Source organism: Pseudomonas sp. SED1 (genome assembly GCF_034044025.1).
GTDB lineage: Bacteria > Pseudomonadota > Gammaproteobacteria > Pseudomonadales > Pseudomonadaceae > Aquipseudomonas.
Window position 1 is genome coordinate 1 of sequence record NZ_JAXCIS010000148.1, and the last position, 17,305, is coordinate 17,305.

General features: G+C 61.6%; 15 protein-coding genes and 1 pseudogene. 7 read left to right on the top strand and 9 right to left on the bottom strand.

Going from position 1 to position 17,305, the window contains the following annotated elements; all coding sequences use genetic code 11:
* Positions 1–5: 5 nt before the first annotated feature.
* Positions 6–2,234, bottom strand: coding sequence for a polyphosphate kinase 1 (gene ppk1, locus SNL23_RS19040; protein ID WP_076013100.1), 2,229 nt, complete (start codon positions 2,232–2,234; stop codon positions 6–8).
* A gap of 18 nt (positions 2,235–2,252) precedes the next feature.
* Positions 2,253–3,266 carry a porphobilinogen synthase gene (hemB, locus tag SNL23_RS19045; protein ID WP_167664031.1) on the bottom strand — a complete coding sequence of 338 codons (1,014 nt, stop codon included), beginning with the start codon at positions 3,264–3,266 and terminating at the stop codon, positions 2,253–2,255.
* A gap of 229 nt (positions 3,267–3,495) precedes the next feature.
* Between hemB and SNL23_RS19050 the strand changes: the two genes are divergently transcribed.
* The gene (locus SNL23_RS19050) at positions 3,496–4,134 is read left to right on the top strand and encodes a DedA family protein (protein ID WP_318303106.1); all 639 of its coding nucleotides are present in this window, start codon (positions 3,496–3,498) and stop codon (positions 4,132–4,134) included.
* Here SNL23_RS19050 and SNL23_RS19055 read toward each other — a convergent pair.
* Positions 4,115–5,350 (bottom strand): sterol desaturase family protein, encoded by a 1,236-nt coding sequence (locus SNL23_RS19055; RefSeq protein WP_167664030.1) that lies wholly within the window; start codon positions 5,348–5,350, stop codon positions 4,115–4,117. The genes SNL23_RS19050 and SNL23_RS19055 overlap by 20 nt on opposite strands.
* A gap of 115 nt (positions 5,351–5,465) precedes the next feature.
* Here SNL23_RS19055 and elbB point away from each other — a divergent pair, with 115 nt between their 5' ends.
* A complete protein-coding gene (gene elbB / locus SNL23_RS19060; protein WP_167664029.1) occupies positions 5,466–6,131 on the top strand; it encodes an isoprenoid biosynthesis glyoxalase ElbB in 666 nt (221 codons plus the stop codon).
* On the opposite strand, the gene SNL23_RS19065 is transcribed toward elbB, so the two are convergent.
* Together SNL23_RS19065 and SNL23_RS19070 are read right to left on the bottom strand one after the other, a co-directional pair.
* Positions 6,128–6,580, bottom strand: coding sequence for a YaiI/YqxD family protein (locus tag SNL23_RS19065; protein WP_167664028.1), 453 nt, complete (start codon positions 6,578–6,580; stop codon positions 6,128–6,130). The two genes, elbB and SNL23_RS19065, sit on opposite strands and share 4 nt — an antisense overlap.
* A 2-nt stretch (positions 6,581–6,582) precedes the next feature.
* Entirely contained in the window at positions 6,583–8,478 is a 1,896-nt protein-coding gene (locus tag SNL23_RS19070) for a cytochrome c/FTR1 family iron permease (RefSeq protein WP_318303108.1), read from the bottom strand.
* Between the two features lie 305 nt (positions 8,479–8,783).
* Here SNL23_RS19070 and SNL23_RS19075 point away from each other — a divergent pair, with 305 nt between their 5' ends.
* The 4 genes from SNL23_RS19075 to SNL23_RS19090 are packed head-to-tail and all read left to right on the top strand — an operon-like array spanning position 8,784 to position 11,933.
* Positions 8,784–10,181, top strand: a complete 1,398-nt coding sequence (locus SNL23_RS19075) for a COG3014 family protein (protein WP_318303110.1) — start codon at positions 8,784–8,786, stop codon at positions 10,179–10,181.
* Positions 10,182–10,191: 10 nt separating this feature from the next.
* Positions 10,192–10,563 carry a YcfL family protein gene (locus SNL23_RS19080; RefSeq protein WP_003214024.1) on the top strand — a complete coding sequence of 124 codons (372 nt, stop codon included), beginning with the start codon at positions 10,192–10,194 and terminating at the stop codon, positions 10,561–10,563.
* Between the two features lie 35 nt (positions 10,564–10,598).
* Positions 10,599–11,186, top strand: a complete 588-nt coding sequence (lpoB, locus tag SNL23_RS19085; RefSeq protein WP_076013106.1) for a penicillin-binding protein activator LpoB — start codon at positions 10,599–10,601, stop codon at positions 11,184–11,186.
* A gap of 3 nt (positions 11,187–11,189) precedes the next feature.
* Positions 11,190–11,933 (top strand): penicillin-binding protein activator LpoB, encoded by a 744-nt coding sequence (locus SNL23_RS19090; protein ID WP_318303112.1) that lies wholly within the window; start codon positions 11,190–11,192, stop codon positions 11,931–11,933.
* A gap of 141 nt (positions 11,934–12,074) precedes the next feature.
* Here SNL23_RS19090 and SNL23_RS19095 read toward each other — a convergent pair whose 3' ends face one another.
* From SNL23_RS19095 to SNL23_RS19105, 3 genes are all read right to left on the bottom strand, one after another.
* A complete protein-coding gene (locus SNL23_RS19095; RefSeq protein ID WP_003208844.1) occupies positions 12,075–12,707 on the bottom strand; it encodes a LysE family transporter in 633 nt (210 codons plus the stop codon).
* Positions 12,708–12,877: 170 nt separating this feature from the next.
* Positions 12,878–13,444 carry a mechanosensitive ion channel family protein gene (locus SNL23_RS19100; RefSeq protein ID WP_318303113.1) on the bottom strand — a complete coding sequence of 189 codons (567 nt, stop codon included), beginning with the start codon at positions 13,442–13,444 and terminating at the stop codon, positions 12,878–12,880.
* Entirely contained in the window at positions 13,444–15,354 is a 1,911-nt protein-coding gene (locus SNL23_RS19105) for an ATP-binding cassette domain-containing protein (protein ID WP_318303115.1), read from the bottom strand. The genes SNL23_RS19100 and SNL23_RS19105 overlap by 1 nt, the downstream gene beginning before the upstream one ends.
* Before the next feature lie 50 nt (positions 15,355–15,404).
* Here SNL23_RS19105 and SNL23_RS19110 point away from each other — a divergent pair, with 50 nt between their 5' ends.
* Positions 15,405–15,866 carry a TIGR02444 family protein gene (locus tag SNL23_RS19110; RefSeq protein ID WP_167664023.1) on the top strand — a complete coding sequence of 154 codons (462 nt, stop codon included), beginning with the start codon at positions 15,405–15,407 and terminating at the stop codon, positions 15,864–15,866.
* A 245-nt stretch (positions 15,867–16,111) separates the two neighbouring features.
* Here SNL23_RS19110 and SNL23_RS19115 read toward each other — a convergent pair.
* Positions 16,112–17,125: pseudogene (locus tag SNL23_RS19115) on the bottom strand (AlgP family protein); the annotation flags it as partial.
* Between the last annotated feature and the right edge of the window lie 180 nt (positions 17,126–17,305).

A 17,305-nucleotide genomic window follows, 5' to 3' on the forward strand; every position in this document is an offset into this window, starting at 1 on the left:
GGCTTTTAGTTCACCGTCAGAATCGGGCTGCCCAGCTTCTCCAACAACGTCGCCTGGGCGCTGCGCGGGTTCTGGTTGCCGGTCGGGGTGTTGCGCACGTAGCGCCCGTCCGACTGCAGGCTCCAGCTGTGGGTGTTGTCGGTGAGGTAACTCTCCAGCTCCTTCTTGACCCGCATGATCAGCTTCTTGCCTTCGACCGGGAAGCAAGTCTCCACACGCTTGTCGAGGTTGCGCTCCATCCAGTCGGCACTGGATAGGAACATCTGCTCCTCGCCGCCATTGAGGAAGTAGAACACCCGTGTGTGCTCCAGGAAGCGCCCGATGATCGAACGCACGTGGATGTTATGGGAGACCCCGGCGATGCCCGGACGCAGGCAGCACATGCCACGCACCACCAGGTCGATGCGCACACCCGACTGACTGGCCTTGTACAGCGCGCGGATGATCTTCGGATCGGTCAGCGAGTTGAACTTGGCGATGATGTGCGCCGGCTTGCCTTCGAGGGCGAACTGGGTCTCGCGGGCAATCATGTCGAGCATGCCCTTCTTCAGGGTGAAAGGCGCGTGCAGCAGCTTCTTCATGCGCAGCGTCTTGCCCATGCCGATCAACTGGCTGAACAACTTGCCGACGTCTTCACACAGCGCGTCGTCAGAGGTCAGCAGGCTGTAGTCGGTGTAGAGCTTGGCGTTGCCGGCGTGGTAGTTACCGGTGCCCAAGTGGGCGTAACGCACGATCTCACCGGCCTCGCGGCGCAGGATCAGCATCATCTTGGCGTGGGTCTTGAAGCCGACCACGCCGTAGATCACCACCGCACCGGCCGCTTGCAGGCGGCTGGCCAGTTGCAGGTTGGATTCTTCGTCGAACCGCGCCCGCAATTCGATCACCGCCGTCACTTCCTTGCCGTTACGCGCGGCGTCTACCAGCGCATCGACGATTTCGGAGTTGGCGCCGGAGCGATACAGGGTTTGGCGTACGGCCAATACATGCGGGTCCTTGGCGGCCTGGCGCAGCAGGTCGACCACCGGGGTGAAGGACTCGAACGGGTGCAGCAGCAGGATGTCCTGCTTGCTCACCACGCTGAAGATGTTCTCGCTGTTCTGCAGCAGTTTCGGGATCTGCGGGGTGAACGGCGTGTATTGCAGCTCCGGATGGCTGTCCAGGCCAGTGATGCTGAACAGGCGCGTCAGGTTCACCGGGCCGTTGACCTGGTAAAGCTCGGTCTCGCTCAGGTTGAACTGCTTGAGCAGGTAGTCGGACAGGTGTTTCGGGCAGGTATCGGCCACTTCCAGGCGCACCGCGTCACCGTAGCGACGGGAGAACAGCTCGCCGCGCAGGGCGCGGGCCAAGTCTTCGACGTCCTCGGAGTCCAGCGCCAGGTCGGCGTTACGGGTCAGACGGAACTGGTAGCAGCCCTTGACCTTCATGCCCTGGAACAGGTCATCGGCGTGGGCGTGGATCATCGACGAAAGGAATACATAGTTATCGCCAGCGCCCCCCACCTCTTCCGGTACCTTGATGATCCGTGGCAGCAAGCGCGGTGCCGGGATGATCGCCAAGCCGGAATCGCGACCGAAGGCGTCGATACCTTCCAGCTCGACGATGAAGTTCAGGCTCTTGTTCACCAGCAACGGGAACGGGTGCGTCGGGTCGAGGCCGATGGGGGTGATGATCGGCGAAATTTCGTCGCGAAAGAAGCGGCGCACCCAGGTCTTGATCTTGGTGGTCCAGTGACGGCGCCGGATGAAGCGGACGTGATGCTTTTCCAGTTCCGGCAACAGAATGTCGTTGAGGATCGCGTATTGGCGGTCCACATGGCCGTGCACCAGCTCGCTGATGCGGGCCAGGGCCTGATGCGGTTGCAGGCCGTCGGCGCCGGCCTGTTCACGGGCGAAGGTGATCTGCTTCTTGAGGCCGGCAACACGAATCTCGAAGAACTCGTCCAGGTTGCTGGAGAAGATCAGCAGGAACTTCAGCCGCTCCAGCAACGGGTAGGACTCATCCAGTGCCTGTTCCAGCACGCGGATGTTGAATTGCAGTTGTGACAGCTCGCGATGGATGTACAGGCTGCTGTCATCCAGGTTGGGAATCGCAACCACCGGCACTGGTGCGGCGGCAGGCGTTTCGGCCACCACGGCAGGCGGTGCCGGCTCCAGCTCCGGCGGGGTCTCGGTGACTTGTTCAACCACCGGGTGAGCGTCTTTTACGGCAACTTCTGTGAGTCCTTCGGTATTCATCGAGTGTTCCTGTGAGGGCTAGTGTTGCTCTCTAAGCAATTGGGCGGCGCGGGCGGCGAAGTAAGTCAGGATGCCATCGGCACCCGCACGTTTAAAGGCAGTCAGGGATTCAAGGATCACCCCTTCACTCAACCAACCATTCTGGATTGCGGCCATGTGCATGGCGTATTCACCGCTGACCTGATAGACAAAGGTCGGCACCTTGAATTCCTCTTTGACCCGATAAAGGATGTCGAGGTACGGCATCCCGGGCTTGACCATGACCATGTCGGCACCTTCAGCCAGGTCCGCCGCCACTTCATGCAGGGCTTCGTGGCTGTTGGCCGGGTCCATCTGGTACGAGGCCTTGTTGGCCTTGCCCAGGTTCAGCGCCGAGCCCACCGCATCGCGGAACGGGCCGTAATAGGCGCTGGCGTACTTGGCCGAGTAAGCCATGATGCGCACGTTGACGTGGCCGGCCAGCTCCAGGGCTTCGCGAATCGCCTGGATGCGACCGTCCATCATGTCAGACGGTGCCACTACCTGGGCGCCCGCTGCGGCGTGGGACAAGGCCTGCTTGACCAGCGCATCAACGGTGATGTCGTTCTGAACATAGCCTTCTTCGTCGAGAATGCCATCCTGCCCGTGGGTGGTGAACGGGTCCAGGGCCACGTCGGTGATCACTCCCAGTTCCGGAAAGCGTTCGCGCAAGGCGCGGGTGGCGCGCTGGGCGATACCCTCCGGGTTCCAGGCTTCGGCGGCGTCCAGGGACTTGAGTTCAGACGGCGTGACCGGGAACAGCGCCAGCGCCGGGATCCCCAGTTCAACCCAGTTCGCGGCCTCTTCGAGCAGCAAATCAAGGGTCAAGCGCTCCACGCCCGGCATCGACGCCACCGCTTCCCGACGATTTTCACCGTCCAGCACAAACACCGGCAGGATCAGATCATTCACCGTCAGGACGTTTTCACGCACCAGGCGACGGGAAAAATCATCGCGACGGTTGCGACGCAGACGGGTGGCGGGAAACAGGCGGTTGGCGGGGGTAAAGCTCACGGCAGACTCCTGAGCCCGGCTTGACGGGCGAGCGTGACAGTTATAAGCGGCCATTATGACGAAGGAATTACAGTTGTGGTGAGCTCATGCACCGTAAGGCAACCGGCATGCGACCCGTAGTCGCATTCGTCGTTTATGTAGGAATTGTTCACTTCGTGACACATCTCGATACTTTCATGAATGTTCACGAAGGCGTAGGCTGCGCGTTCATTTCGCCAGCACCCAGACCATGCTTCAACAATTTCTGCATGACTTCGGCTACTTTGCGCTGTTCCTAGGCACCTTCTTCGAAGGCGAAACCATTCTGGTTCTCGCAGGCTTCCTGGCGTTCCGTGGATACATGGATATCAACCTGGTGGTGGTCGTTGCCTTTTTCGGCAGCTACGCCGGTGACCAGTTGTGGTACTTCCTGGGGCGCAAGCACGGCCGCAAACTGTTGGCACGCAAGCCGCGCTGGCAACTGCTGGGTGACAAGGCCCTGGAGCACATCCGCAAGCACCCGGACATCTGGGTGCTGAGCTTCCGTTTTGTCTACGGTTTGCGCACGGTGATGCCGGTGGCCATTGGTTTGTCGGGCTACCCGCCGGGCCGCTACCTGTTGCTGAACGGGATTGGCGCCGCCGTGTGGGCCGCGGCGCTGGGGGCTGCGGCTTACCATTTCGGCGCGGTACTGGAAGGCATGCTAGGCAGCGTCAAGAAATATGAGCTGTGGGTACTGGGCGCACTGCTGGTGCTGGGCCTGGGCTTGTGGATCCGCCGGCGCGTCAAGAACGCCCGCCTGACCCGCGAAGCCTGCGCTGCGGAAAAGGTTCGCCTGGCGGCAGGCGAACCTGCAAAAACCGAAAAGCCTACGACGCCAGTCGAGTAAGCCGGTCTCTGCAACAGTAGAGGCCGATGCCGCTGAGCAAGCTGTAACTGACCAGGCCCAGCCAGCCCAACGAGCTGGCCGGCCACAGCCCCACCAGCGGCGCCAGCCACACCAACGGCACATTCAGCGCCAGGCGTGCCAGCTCGGCTTTCAACGCCCATGGGCGATTCTCCAGCGCCACCCCCAGGGTGAACAACCCCAACGCCATTGCGCTCCAGCCCAACACCAGGGCGGCGGTCGGCAAGCCCTCGCCGAAATTCATCAAATAGCTGCCAAAGCCAACGTACGCGGCAAACTGCAGGGCGATGTAAACCTGTTGGCGCCCGTCCAGCGGCACCTCGAACTTGCGGAACTGGCTCAAGTCCGGCTTGGCCATCGGGTACTTCGCCGCCACATCCGCCGGGCGCCAGCCGGTGCGCATGAACCAGATGCGCAGCTTGTCCCACCAGCTCTCAGCACGCCGTGCATCACTCCACAACTGCGCATAAAACTGCAGGTTGGCCCACAGCGGGTTCCAACTGGCCAATGGCGTGGTCACGCCAAAGATCACCGGCTCGTTATCGTCTTCTTCCTGGAAGGAGCCAAACAGACGGTCCCAAATAATGAACACCCCGCCGTAGTTGCGATCCATGTAGAGAGCGTTCTGTGCATGGTGGGCCCGATGATTGGACGGCGTAACGAAAAACCACTCGTACCAGCCGAGCTTCGGCACATGGCGTGTGTGCACCCAGAATTGATACAGCAGGTTGAGGGAAGCCACACTGATAAACACCACCAGCGGCACGCCCAACACGGCCAGCGGCAGGTAGAAGATCCAGCTCAGCAGGAAGCCGGTGCTGGTCTGGCGCAAGGCGGTGCTGAGGTTGTAGTCCTCGCTCTGGTGATGCACCGAATGCGCGGCCCAGAGGATGTTGCGCTCATGGCCCATGCGATGCAGCCAGTAGTAGCAGAAGTCATAGAACACAAAGGCGAACACCCAGGTCCAGACGCTTTGGGCCGACAGTTCGATGATCGCCAGGTGCTTGAGCGCGAAGGCGTAGGTAAGGATGCCCACACCTTTGGTCAGCAACCCTGTGGTGGTGGACAGCACGCCGGTGCTGAGGCTGTTGATGGCATCGGCCACCCGGTAGTTGCGTTGGCCACGCCGGTAGTCGGCCAGCAGCTCGACCACGATCAAGGCAATGAAAAACGGTACCGCGTAAGGGACGAAGTCCATGGGCAAGTCCGGTCAATTATTGTTACATCAAGATTAGGTGTAACCGCGAAATATCCCATTGGCATCGAGTTACAAATTGGTAGACATTTAACGCCATGAATCAGGAGAAATGCCCATGAGCAAAAAGATTGCAGTGATCCTTTCCGGCTGTGGCGTGTACGACGGCGCCGAGGTTCATGAAAGCGTGATCACCCTGCTGCGCTTGGACCAGCGCGGCGCCGAGGTGCAGTGTTTTGCGCCGAACATTGCCCAACTGCATGTGATCAATCACCTGACCGGCGAAGAGATGCCTGAGTCGCGCAATGTGCTGGTGGAGTCGGCGCGCATTGCCCGTGGCGAGGTAAAGGACATTCGTGAGGCCAACGCCGAGGACTTCGACGCACTGATCGTGCCCGGCGGTTTTGGCGCGGCAAAGAACCTGTCGAACTTTGCCGTGGAAGGCGCCGGGTGCACGGTCAACCCGCAGGTGCTGGAACTGGCCGAAGCCTTTGCCGAAGCGGGCAAGCCAGTCGGCCTGATCTGCATCTCGCCGGCTCTGGCAGCGAAGATCTATGGCCCCGGCGTGACCTGCACCATCGGTAACGATGCCGACACTGCGGCCGCCATGGACAAGATGGGCGCCACCCACCAGGTGTGTGCGGTGGACGATATTGTCGAAGACAAGGCACGCAAACTGGTGAGCACCCCGGCCTACATGCTGGGCAAGCGCATCAGCGAAGTGGCGTCAGGCATCAACAAGCTGGTGGACCGAGTGCTGGAGCTGACCCACGAGAACGATTAGGCCTTCATCAGCCTCGTCAGAATCCGATCCAGTGAGTTGGCAAACGCCTGCTTGTCCTTGTCCCCATGGGGCGGTGGACCACCGCCCATCTGGCCCTGCTCCCGCAGATCGGTGAACAGGTTGCGCACCGCCAGCCGCTCGCTCATGTTCTGCGGGCTGAACTCCTTGCCTCGCGGGTCCAGCGCTGCCACGCCGTTCTTTACCAAACGGTCGGCCAGCGGCACATCGCTGCAGATCACCAGTTCGCCGGGCACCGCGTTCTCCACCAGGTAGTCATCGGCCGCATCCGGACCGCTGGGCACCACAATCAGCTTCACACACGAGAAGCTCGGCTTGATCTGGCTCTGCCCTGCCACCAGCACCACTTCGAACTGGCGCTTGAGGGCGAACTTCACCACCTGGTCCTTGGCCGCCCGTGGGCAGGCGTCTGCATCGATCCACACGCGCATGATTACGCCACCACCCGGCGCTTTTCAGCCAGCCGGCTGCGGCCGTACAGCACCACAATCGCCAGGATCGCCACGGCCTGGGCACTCAACGAATAAGCATCGGCGTGAATGCCCAGCCAGTCGAAGTCAAAGAACGCCACTGGCCGGGTGCCAAAGATCCCGGCTTCCTGCAACGCCTTGACGCCATGCCCAGCGAACACCACCGACAGCGCACACAGCAACGCCGCGTTGATACCGAAGAACAGCGCCAGCGGCAGTTTCGCCGAACCCCGCAGAATCACCCAGGCCAGGCCCACCAACAACACCAGCGCCGTGGCACCACCGGCCAATACCGCGTTGTGCCCGGCTGGGCCTGCCTGCAACCACAGGGTTTCGTAGAACAGGATCACTTCGAACAGCTCGCGGTACACCGAGAAGAACGCCAGCATCGCAAAGCCGAAGCGCCCGCCGCCGCCCACCAGGCTGCTCTTGATGTAGTCCTGCCAGGCGGCTGCGTGACGGCGGTCGTGCATCCACACCCCGAGCCACAGCACCATCACGCTGGCAAACAGCGCCGTGCAGCCTTCCAGCAACTCGCGCTGGGCGCCGCTGACGTCAATCACATAAGCCGCCAACGCCCAGGTGGCCAAGCCGGCCAACAGCGCCAGACCCCAGCCGACGTTGACGCTGCGCACCGCCGATTGCTGGCCGGTGTTACGCAGGAACGCGAGGATCGCCGCCAGCACCAGGATTGCTTCCAGGCCTTCGCGCAGCAGGATCAACAAACCAGAGATATAACTCAGGGACCAGCTCAAGCCATCGCTGCCCAGCAGGCCGGCCGACTCGGTGAGCTTGCCCTTGGCCACGTCCAGGCGCTGCTGCACTTGCTCGATTGGCAACCCGTCCTGCAAAGACTGCCGGTAGGCCATCAAGGCCTTTTCGGTGTCCTTGCGCACGTTGGCGTCGACGTTGTCGAGAGAGCTTTCAACCAGTTCGAAACCTTCCAGGTAAGCCGCTACCGACAGGTCGTAGGCCTGCTCGTGCTCGCCATTACGGTAAGCCGCGAGGCTTTTGTCGAGGGTGGTCGCGGTGTAATCGAGCAACTGCGCCGGGCCACGCTTGACCTGCGGCGGCTGCGCGCGCTGGGCACGGAAAGTGGCGACGGCGTCGGGGCCTTCGGCGGCGAGCACTTCATTGGGGGTTTGGCGCGCCAGGTCAGCGAGGTTGAAGGACTTCTCGCTTTTCGCCGCAGCCGGGTCGGCAGTAAAGCCGGCAATGTAGGTGGCCAGGTCCCAGCGCTGGCGGTCGTCCAGTTGATCGGCGAAAGACGGCATGTCGGTGCCTTCGACGCCCAGCCCAAGGGTGTTGTAGATCGCGTAGAGGCTCAACCGGTCGAGGCGCGCAGCGTCCCGCAGATTGGCGGGCGGCGGGGTCATGCCGACAGAGGCAGGGCCATCGCCGGCGCCTGTGGCGCCGTGGCACACCGAGCAATTCTGCGCGTACAGCGGCGCACCACGCGTCGGGTCGGGCGTAATGGCCGGGGCTTGGCTGACTTCATATGCCACCGCCAGCTTGGCGCCCAATTTCCGGGCCTGGTGAGCAACCAACGCGCCATCCTGATGGGCCGTTACGGCAGCCAGCAGTTCATCCACGCCTTTTATCAGCTCGGCGCGCTCGGGCTTTTCCGGTAGATCGGCCACCAGCCCCTGCAACACCCCGAGAAACTCTACCTGTTCACGGTATTCGGAATCATCGATAACCTTGCCCGCCTCCACTGTCGGGGGGTAGTCCGCACCGATGTAGTCCAGTAAATGCAGGGCTTGGGGCGCGCCCTCGGCAGTTGCAGCCAGCAGGTTGAAACTGCACGACATCAACGCCGGCAGCACCAGCCAGGCAAGAAAACGGAAGGGGGCAATCATGAATGGATCTCAAATGGAAATACGAAGTAACACATTGTCAAACCTTACGGGGTTTGACTCAAGTTGTTAGTGATATGGGCTGGGTTTACCCAAGGGCTGATGCTGGCCTCATTACCGGAAAATGGATCCAAAAGGCCATTGTTTTGCCAGTAATCGGGCTTATAATGCCGCGCCTTCGTTATTGCGAACTGGCATTTTCGCTCCTCTTTTTATGAGGAATTGGCAGGATGCAACGCCTTCCTGCCATTGGTGATTCGGTCCGACCAGCACCTTCGGCCGATTACGTTCAGGGAAGAAGCTCCTCGATGGCATCTCGCGCCTTTACCTCGCTCGCGCTCGCATCAGTCACCTTGTTGTCCGGTTGTTCGATGTTCCGCAGCTACGACACCGAGCTGCAAGCCACCAACCAGCAGTTGGCCACCGGCAATGTCGACGGCGCGCTGACCCTGCTTGAGAAGAACAACACCGGCGACGACAAGGACCTTCTCTACTACTTCGAAAAGGGCGAGTTATTGCGGGCCAAGGGCGACCTGACCGGCAGCCAGACCGCCTGGCGCAGCGCCGACCTGCAAGTCTACAAGTGGGAAGAGTCGGTCAAGTTCGACACCGATAAGTACCTCGCGCAGTTCGGCTCCTTTCTGGTCAATGACAAGGTCCGCCGCTACGAAGGCTACGACTACGAAAAAGTCATGCTCACCACGCAGATGGCCCTGAACCTGCTGGCGCTGAACGACTTCGACGGTGCCCGCACCGAGATCAAGAAGACCCACGAACGCGAAGCGGTGATTGCCGACCTGCGGGACAAGGAATACCTCAAGAGCGAAAACGAAGCCGAGCGCCAGGGCATCGCAACCCAGTTCAAGGACCTGCGCGGCTACCCGGTGGAAAGCCTCAATGCCCCGGAAGTGGTGGGCCTGAAGAACAGCTACCAGAGCGCGTTCAGCCATTACCTGGCCGGCTTCGTCTACGAAGCCCTGGGCGAAAAAGACCTGGCCGCGCCGGGCTACCGCAAGGCCGCCGAACTGCGCCCCAACACCCCACTGCTGGAACAGGCGCTGCTCAACCTGGATAAATCCAAAGTCGGTGCCGATGAGACCGACGTGCTGATCGTGGTGCAAAGCGGCCTGGCACCGGCCCGCGACTCGATTCGCCTGCCGTTGCCGATCCCCATCGACGGCCACCTGGTGATCACCCCGCTGTCGTTCCCGGTGATCAAGGCCGACACCTCCACCGCGACCTTCGCGCAGATCGGGGTCGATGGCCAGCAGCAGAACCTCACGGCCCTGAACAGCACCACCGCCATGTCCCGCCGCGCCCTGCGGGATGACATGCCGGGCATCATCCTGCGCACCACCGTGCGGGCCGTCACTCGCGGCGTCACCCAGAACAACCTGAACAAGACCAACCCGATGGCGGGCCTGGTACTCGGTATCGCTTCGGCCGTCACCGAAGGCGCCGACACCCGCACCTGGCGCACGTTGCCGGACATGACCCAAGTGACACGCCTGCGCCTCAAGCACGGCGAGCACCAGGTCAGCCTGCCCAACGCCCTGGGCGGCACGCTGGTAACGGTCAAGGCCGACCAGCGCTACCAAGTGATCACCTTGCGCGTGGTCGGCAACCAGGTATTCGCCGGCGGTCTTGCGGCCCATGTGGTGCAGAGTAATCCGCCCCAGGCCGTCGCCACTCTCAAACAACCTTAAGGAGCACGCTATGCGTCATTTCATCCTCGGCGCCCTGGCGCTGATCCTGCTGGCCGGTTGCGCCACCCCGCCACCGCCGGAACCTGGCAGCGCCGCGAGCAAAATCGTGGTGATGGGCAAGTTCAAGGGCATCGCCGTCGGCGCGATCCGCGTCGCCCGGGAAAACGGTTTCCTGACCGCCAAGGTGCAGTTGAGCAATATCACCAGCAGCAACCAGATGATGTATTACCGCTTCGCCTGGCTGGGCGCCGACGGCTTCCCGGTGGGCGACGAAGAAACCTGGAAAGTGCTGAACCTCTACGCAAACCAGGCGACCTTCCTGCCGGCCATCGCCAACCTGCCCCAGGCTGCCGACTTCCGCCTTGAAGTGAAAACGCCTTGATCCGCCCACTCATTCAGTTTCAGAGAGACATCCCCATGTTTGCACGCTTCTCGTTCCTCGCCGTGGTCGCCGTTATGGCCAGCGGCTGCGCCAACACCTCGCCGGTACTGGGCGGTAAAAACATCAGCTACGGCGACACCAAGGCCGTGGAACTGGTGACCAACGAGTTCGGTTCCACCGACCTGCAGATGATCGCCGAAAGCATGACCCGCTCCCTGGCCCAGTCCGGCATCCTCCAGGGCCGCCCGGTGGTGCAGGTATATGACGTGAAGAACAAGACCAGCGAGTACATCGATACCCGCGAGATCACCACGTCGATCAAGACCCAGCTGATGAAGACCGGCACCGCTCGCTTCGCCAGCGACAACACCGACATGCAAAGCCAGGTCGACCAACTGAAGCTGCAGAACCAGAGCGGCCTGTACAAGAAGTCGACCGTCAGCAAGACCGGCAACATGGTCGCCGCCAAGTACCGTCTGGAAGGCTCCATCAGCTCCATCGTCAAGCGCAGCTCGGACTACAAGGACGTGTTCTACAAGTTCAGCCTGCAACTGATTGACGTTGAAAGCGGCCTGGCCGAATGGATGGACGAAAAAGAAATCCGCAAGACCACGGAGCGCTAAGCAATGCGTGCATGGATCGGCATGATCGGCCTGTTGTGCGCCTTTGGCGCCTCGGCCGCACCGAAGATCGCGGTGACCGACCTGGCCTACGAGGCCCGGGTGGAGGAGTACATTCACCAGGTCGCGGCCAGCAACAACTTCCAGGCCAGCGCCTATAGCGCCAGCGGCGGCTCGAGCTACAGCGAGTACGAGAGCCGCAACAGCTACATCGAGCAGACCGAACTGCGCAAGTTCAGCGGCGACATCAAGGGTGAAATCCTCAAGTCGCGGCAGTTCCAGCTGGTGCAGGGCACGCCGTACACCGCTGACGCCAAGGGCGATGTGTATGACGTGATCAAGCGGATCAAGGCCGGTAACTTCAAGGGCGCGGACTACGTGTTGTTCGGCACCTTGTCGGACATCGACTTCACCCAGGACGTCAACGCGCTGGACCACACCAACAGTTATTCGGCGGTGCTGGGCCTGACGCTGGTGGCAGACTTCAGCCTGATCAACACCCGCACCTTTGAGATCACCTCGGCGTTTACGGCCATGGGCGAAGGCCAGGACACCAAGCTGGTGAACAACCGTGACGTGCGCGTGAGCCTGAACCGGCCTCGTGTGGTGCGGGAAGTGTCGAAGGCGTTGGGCGAGGATGTTGCGCGGCAGTTGGCCGAACAACTTGGCGGTGGTTATCAGGAGCAACCGGGGCAGCCTGCATTGCGCAATAACCTGCCACGGGATGAAGCGCCGAAGATCTTGCGCTGATCACTGGAAGTACATGCAACACAAAACCAATGTGGGAGCGGGCTTGCTCGCGAATGCTGTGAATCAGTCAATACATCTGGTGACTGACACTCCGCATTCGCGAGCAAGCCCGCTCCCACATTTTTTATCCGGTTTCGTCAGTTATGCCGTTGCGCGGTGCAAGCTGGCCAGGAACCCCGCCGCACCAACAAACAGCCCGGCAAACGTGCGGTTCATGCGTTTCTGCTGCTTGGGTGTGCGCAGCAAGCGCAACACTTTCGACGCCAGCCCGGTGTAGCCGGCCATCACGATCATGTCCACGCAGATCATTGTCGCACCCAGGATCAGGTACTGGTTCAGCAGCGGCGCTTGCGGGTTCACGAACTGTGGCAGCACCGCCAGCATGAACACCAGGGCCTTGGGGTTGCTGGCGTTGACCAGGAATCCACGGAACATCATCGCCATCGGCTTGCCGATCGGGCGAATCGCCGCGTCATCGCTAAGGTCGGTTGGCAGCGCGCGCCATTGCTTGATGGCCAGGTACACGAGGTACGCCACGCCAAACCATTTGATCGCGTAGAACGCCGTGGAGGATGCCGCGAGGATCGCCCCCAGGCCGCCGGCGACCACGGCAATTTGCATCGCCAGGCCCAGTTGCAGGCCCAGGGCATTCCAGTAACCACGCAGGAAACCGTATTGCAGGCCGCTGGACATCGACGCGATGGCGCCGGCGCCAGGAGAGAGACTGATGATCCAACTGGCCAGGAAAAAGGCCAGCCATGTGTCGAGAGCCATTACACACCTCGTATCAAATTCGTTGTCGGCACTAAGCTAACTCCGACACATAAGGGCTGGCTACAGAATTCTTGCTGTAGGAGCGAGCTCGCTCGCGAAAAACCCACAGGCACCACGGACTATCGGAAGCGCTGCGTCATCGTTGACGCTTTTCGCGAGCAAGCTCGCTCCTACAGGCCGGTAATGTCTGTGTCGCGCCAACGGCGCACCGAGCGCTGGAAGAACAGGCTGTTGGGCACTTGCACCATGACACTGCCGGTACCGGCCTCTTCCACTTCGATCAGCGTGGTGTAGAGCAGATTGATCGCCACCACCCGGCCTTTGACGCCGGGCTTGTCGACGGTGTCCACCAACTCGACCACGTCGCCCAAGCGGAACGGCCCAACGGTGAAGATCAGAATGGCGCACAGCAGGTTCGACAACACCGACCACATGGCGAAGAACGCCACCGCAGCCACCGCCACAAAGCCCGACAACGCCGTCCACAGCACCGTGGCGGACACGCCCAGGCGCTCCAGCACAAAGATCAGCGCACTGCCCATGATCAGCCAGCGCAGGCCGCCGCGCAGGGGCATCAGCAACTGCGGCGGGAACGGATAACGCTCCCCAAGGCGGTTCAGGCATTTGGCGACGAACCGCTGGGCGAGATAGCCGCCCAGCAAGATCAGCAAAATCTGTACGGCCACCCAGATCGGCGCGATCCATTGGGCCGGCAGGGGCAGTTGCAGCGCTTCCATCAGGACAACGCCTCCAGCTCCGCTTGCAAGGATTCCAGCAGTTCGAGGGCTTCCATCCAGGTCTCCTCCAACTGTGCCTCACGCACCTTGAGCTTGGCCTGTTCGGCCAGCAGGTCGCGCAATTCATCCTTGCGGGCCGGCTCGTACACGGCGCTGTCACCCAGGCTGGTTTCGATCTTCGCCAGCTTCTCGTGGATCTTGCCCAACTCGACTTCCAGCTTGTCGGCTTCACGCTTGTGCGGTGCCAGCTGCTGACGCAATGCAGCAGCGGCCTGGCGCTGGGCCTTCTTGTCGGTCTTGTCCGGGTTGACCGGCGTGTTGCTGACCGGCGCGTTGCGCAGGCGGTAGTCCGACAGCCAGCGCGCGTAGTCTTCCAGATCGCCGTCGAATTCCTCGACCTTGCCGTCAGCCACCAGCAGGAAGTTATCCGTGGTGCTCTTGAGCAAATGCCGATCGTGAGACACCACCAACACCGCGCCGCTGAATTCCTGCAGGGCCATGGTCAGCGCCAGGCGCATTTCCAGGTCGAGGTGGTTGGTCGGTTCGTCGAGCAGCAACAGGTTTGGCCGGTCCCAGGCGATCAACGCCAGGGCCAGGCGGGCCTTTTCGCCACCGGAGAAATTCAACACCGGCTCGTCGATGCGCGCACCGCGGAAGTCGAAACCACCGAGGAAGTCTCGCAGGGTCTGTTCGCGTTCGGTCGGCGCCAGGCGCTGCAAGTGCAGCAGCGGGCTGGCCTTGGCGTCGAGGGAGTCCAACTGATGCTGGGCGAAATAGCCCACCACCAGGTTCTCACCGCGCACCAGACGGCCGGCCAAAGGCTGCAATTCGCCCGAGAGGTTTTTGATCAGGGTCGACTTGCCCGCACCGTTGGGGCCGAGCAGGCCGATCCGCGCGCCGGGGGTGAGCTGCAACTTGACCTTCTCGAGGATGGTCTTGTCGCCATAACCCAGGCGGGCGTCGGACAGGTCCAGCAACGGGCTGGAGTTTTTCACCGACTCGCGGAACACAAAGTCGAACGGTGAATCGACGTGGGCCGCCGACAGTTCTTCCATGCGCTCCAGGGCCTTGATCCGGCTCTGGGCCTGACGGGCCTTGGTGGCCTGGGCCTTGAACCGGGCGATGTAGCTTTCCATATGCGCACGTTGCGCCTGCTGCTTCTCGTAGGCTTGCTGCTGCTGGGCCAGGCGTTCGGCACGGGCGCGCTCGAAGGCGCTGTAGCCGCCGCGGTAAAGGGTGATTTTCTTCTGGTCGACGTGGGCGATGTTGTCGACCACGGCGTCGAGGAAATCCCGGTCGTGGGAAATCAGCAGCAAAGTGCCCGGGTAGCTTTTGAGGAAGTCTTCCAGCCACAGGATTGCATCGAGGTCCAAGTGGTTGGTCGGTTCATCGAGCAGCAACAGGTCCGAGGGGCACATCAGCGCCTGGGCCAGGTTCAGGCGCATGCGCCAGCCGCCGGAGAAGTCGGCGACCGGGCGGTCCATCTGTTCGTTGGTAAAGCCAAGGCCGGCAAGCATCTTGCGGGCGCGGGCGTCGGCGGTGTAGCCGTCGGCGCTGTCCAGTTCCGAGTGCAGGCGGGCCTGTGCGGCGCCGTCCTGGGCTTTCTCGGCCTCGGCGAGGTCGTGTTGCACCTGGCGCAGGCGCAGGTCGCCATCGAGCACGTAGTCGATCGCAATGCGGTCGAGGGTGTCGATCTCCTGGCGCATATGGGCGATGCGCCAGTCGGCCGGCAGCAGACAGTTCCCGGAATCAGGCGTCAGCTCACCCAGCAGCAAGGCGAACAACGTGGATTTGCCGGCGCCGTTGGCACCGATCAGGCCGGCTTTGTGACCGGCGTGCAGGGTCAGCTCGGCGTCTTCGAGAAGACGTTGCGGGCCACGCTGTAATGTTAGGCTTTGAAGTCGGATCATAATGGCGGCGGAGTCTACCAGCTTCGTTGGCCGCTGGCTTGGGTGTGAATATGTGCGCTGACCTGTGGAGCTTTGCCCTCTCGACTTACGCCCGGCCGGGCGTCGAGGACGCGTGCCTGCGCCTGCAGGCGCAAGGGGCTGATGTGTGCCTGATGTTGTGCGGGTTGTGGCTGGAGCAGCGTGGCGTGGCGCCGGAAACGTCGCGTTTGCAGGCACTTCGGCAGGTCGCCGAGCCGTGGCAGGCGGAGGTGGTCGAGCCGCTGCGGCAAGTGCGCACGCAATGGCGGGCCATGGCGCAGCAGGATGCTGAGCTGGGAGCGTTACGGGAACGGGTCAAGGCTCTGGAGCTGGAAGCTGAGCGGCTGCTGTTATCGCGCCTGGAAGGCGTTGCGCAGGGTTGGCCGATGGCCGAGGCGGGCGTTCAAGCGTGGCTTGAAGGACTGGCGGCCGAAACCGCCAACCTTGACCACGACGCGCTGCATCAGCTGCGCGCCGCAGTCACCAGCACTTAGGAAGCGCTGGTTGGGGTGACGCTTGGCGCTGCCGGTGCAGGCGTGCTGCTGGCCGGAGCGGTTGGCGCTGCGGTGCTGGCAGCCGGTGCCGGTGTCGCAGGCTTTGCAGCTGGGGTAGCTGGTTTGGCCGGTGCAGGCTTGGCGGCTGCTGGTTTTGCGGCTGGCTTTGCAGCAGCAGGTTTAGCGGCTGGCTTGGCAGCTGGCTTGGCAGCTGGTTTAGCAGTTGGCTTGGCGGCTGGTTTTGCAGCAGCGGTTTTAGCAGCTGGCTTCGCGGCTGGTTTCGCAGCAGCAGGTTTAGCGGCTGGCTTGGCAGCTGGTTTCGCAGCAGCAGGTTTAGCAGTTGGCTTGGCGGCTGGTTTTGCAGCAGCGGTTTTAGCAGCTGGCTTGGCGGCTGGTTTTGCAGCAGCAGTTTTAGCAGCTGGCTTGGCGGCTGGTTTCGCAGCAGCAGGTTTAGCGGCTGGCTTGGCAGCTGGTTTCGCAGCAGCGGTTTTAGCAGCTGGCTTAGCGGCTGGTTTCGCAGCAGCCGTTTTAGCAGCTGGCTTGGCGGCTGGTTTTGCAGCAGCCGTTTTAGCAGCTGGCTTGGCGGCTGGTTTCGCAGCAGCAGTTTTAGCAGCTGGCTTGGCGGCTGGTTTCGCAGCAGCCGTTTTAGCAGCTGGCTTGGCGGCTGGTTTTGCAGCAGCCGTTTTAGCAGCTGGCTTGGCGGCTGGTTTCGCAGCAGCAGTTTTAGCGGCTGGCTTGGCAGCCGATTTAGCCGGTGCTTTTGCCGCAGGTTTGGCCGCAGCTTTCGCAGGTGCCTTGGCGGCGACTGCTTTGCTGGCTGGCTTCTTCGCTGCGCTGGCTGCAACAGCTTTAGCCGGAGCACGGGTGCTCAGCACTTTGCCTACAGCTTCCTTCACACGACCAACACCCTGAGCCAGTTTCAGGCTCTCGGAAGCATCACGCTTGAGTTGGGAAATGTAGGTGCGGGTTTCAGATTGACGATCCTTGAGGGCGTCGAGCAAGTCCTCAAGTTCTTTGACGGCGTCCTTGGCTTTGGCTTGTGCCTTGGCTTTGCCAGCGGTCGCGGCGCCTTGCAGTTTGGTACGGGATTTGTGCAGTTTTTCCTGAGCTTTGCCGCGTTGTTTTTCAAGCTTGGCGAGCAACTTCTCAGCATCAGCCAAGGCTTGGGAACAAGCAGTTTCCAAATGTTCGAGCAGGCTGCCCGAAAGTTGTTGGAGCAAATGCAACGGGGTATTTACAGGCTTCTGTTTGGCCGACATGGTTTACCTCCTGGCTGACGTGGGTGCGGCTCATACTAGCCCTCTGCTCTTACCGCCGCTAGGGCATGTTGACAGTATCGATTGGCTTGCGTTGCACCGCACGAAAATTCTTATTGATATAACGAAAATCCACGCCACTTTTTAAGCATTCACACTGGCATAATCCATCGCACTTTCGGC

Bases quoted from the DNA above. Each gene is read 5' to 3' on its own strand.
- SNL23_RS19090 (WP_318303112.1), top strand. From the start codon at position 11,190: ATGCGTGCATGGATCGGCATGATCGGCCTGTTGTGCGCCTTTGGCGCC.
- SNL23_RS19065 (WP_167664028.1), bottom strand. From the start codon at position 6,580: ATGCGCGTGTGGATCGATGCAGACGCCTGCCCACGGGCGGCCAAGGAC.
- SNL23_RS19105 (WP_318303115.1), bottom strand. From the start codon at position 15,354: ATGATCCGACTTCAAAGCCTAACATTACAGCGTGGCCCGCAACGTCTT.
- elbB (WP_167664029.1), top strand. From the start codon at position 5,466: ATGAGCAAAAAGATTGCAGTGATCCTTTCCGGCTGTGGCGTGTACGAC.
- SNL23_RS19080 (WP_003214024.1), top strand. From the start codon at position 10,192: ATGCGTCATTTCATCCTCGGCGCCCTGGCGCTGATCCTGCTGGCCGGT.
- SNL23_RS19095 (WP_003208844.1), bottom strand. From the start codon at position 12,707: ATGGCTCTCGACACATGGCTGGCCTTTTTCCTGGCCAGTTGGATCATC.
- SNL23_RS19110 (WP_167664023.1), top strand. From the start codon at position 15,405: ATGTGCGCTGACCTGTGGAGCTTTGCCCTCTCGACTTACGCCCGGCCG.
- lpoB (WP_076013106.1), top strand. From the start codon at position 10,599: ATGTTTGCACGCTTCTCGTTCCTCGCCGTGGTCGCCGTTATGGCCAGC.
- SNL23_RS19100 (WP_318303113.1), bottom strand. From the start codon at position 13,444: ATGGAAGCGCTGCAACTGCCCCTGCCGGCCCAATGGATCGCGCCGATC.
- SNL23_RS19070 (WP_318303108.1), bottom strand. From the start codon at position 8,478: ATGATTGCCCCCTTCCGTTTTCTTGCCTGGCTGGTGCTGCCGGCGTTG.
- ppk1 (WP_076013100.1), bottom strand. From the start codon at position 2,234: ATGAATACCGAAGGACTCACAGAAGTTGCCGTAAAAGACGCTCACCCG.
- SNL23_RS19075 (WP_318303110.1), top strand. From the start codon at position 8,784: ATGGCATCTCGCGCCTTTACCTCGCTCGCGCTCGCATCAGTCACCTTG.
- SNL23_RS19050 (WP_318303106.1), top strand. From the start codon at position 3,496: ATGCTTCAACAATTTCTGCATGACTTCGGCTACTTTGCGCTGTTCCTA.
- SNL23_RS19055 (WP_167664030.1), bottom strand. From the start codon at position 5,350: ATGGACTTCGTCCCTTACGCGGTACCGTTTTTCATTGCCTTGATCGTG.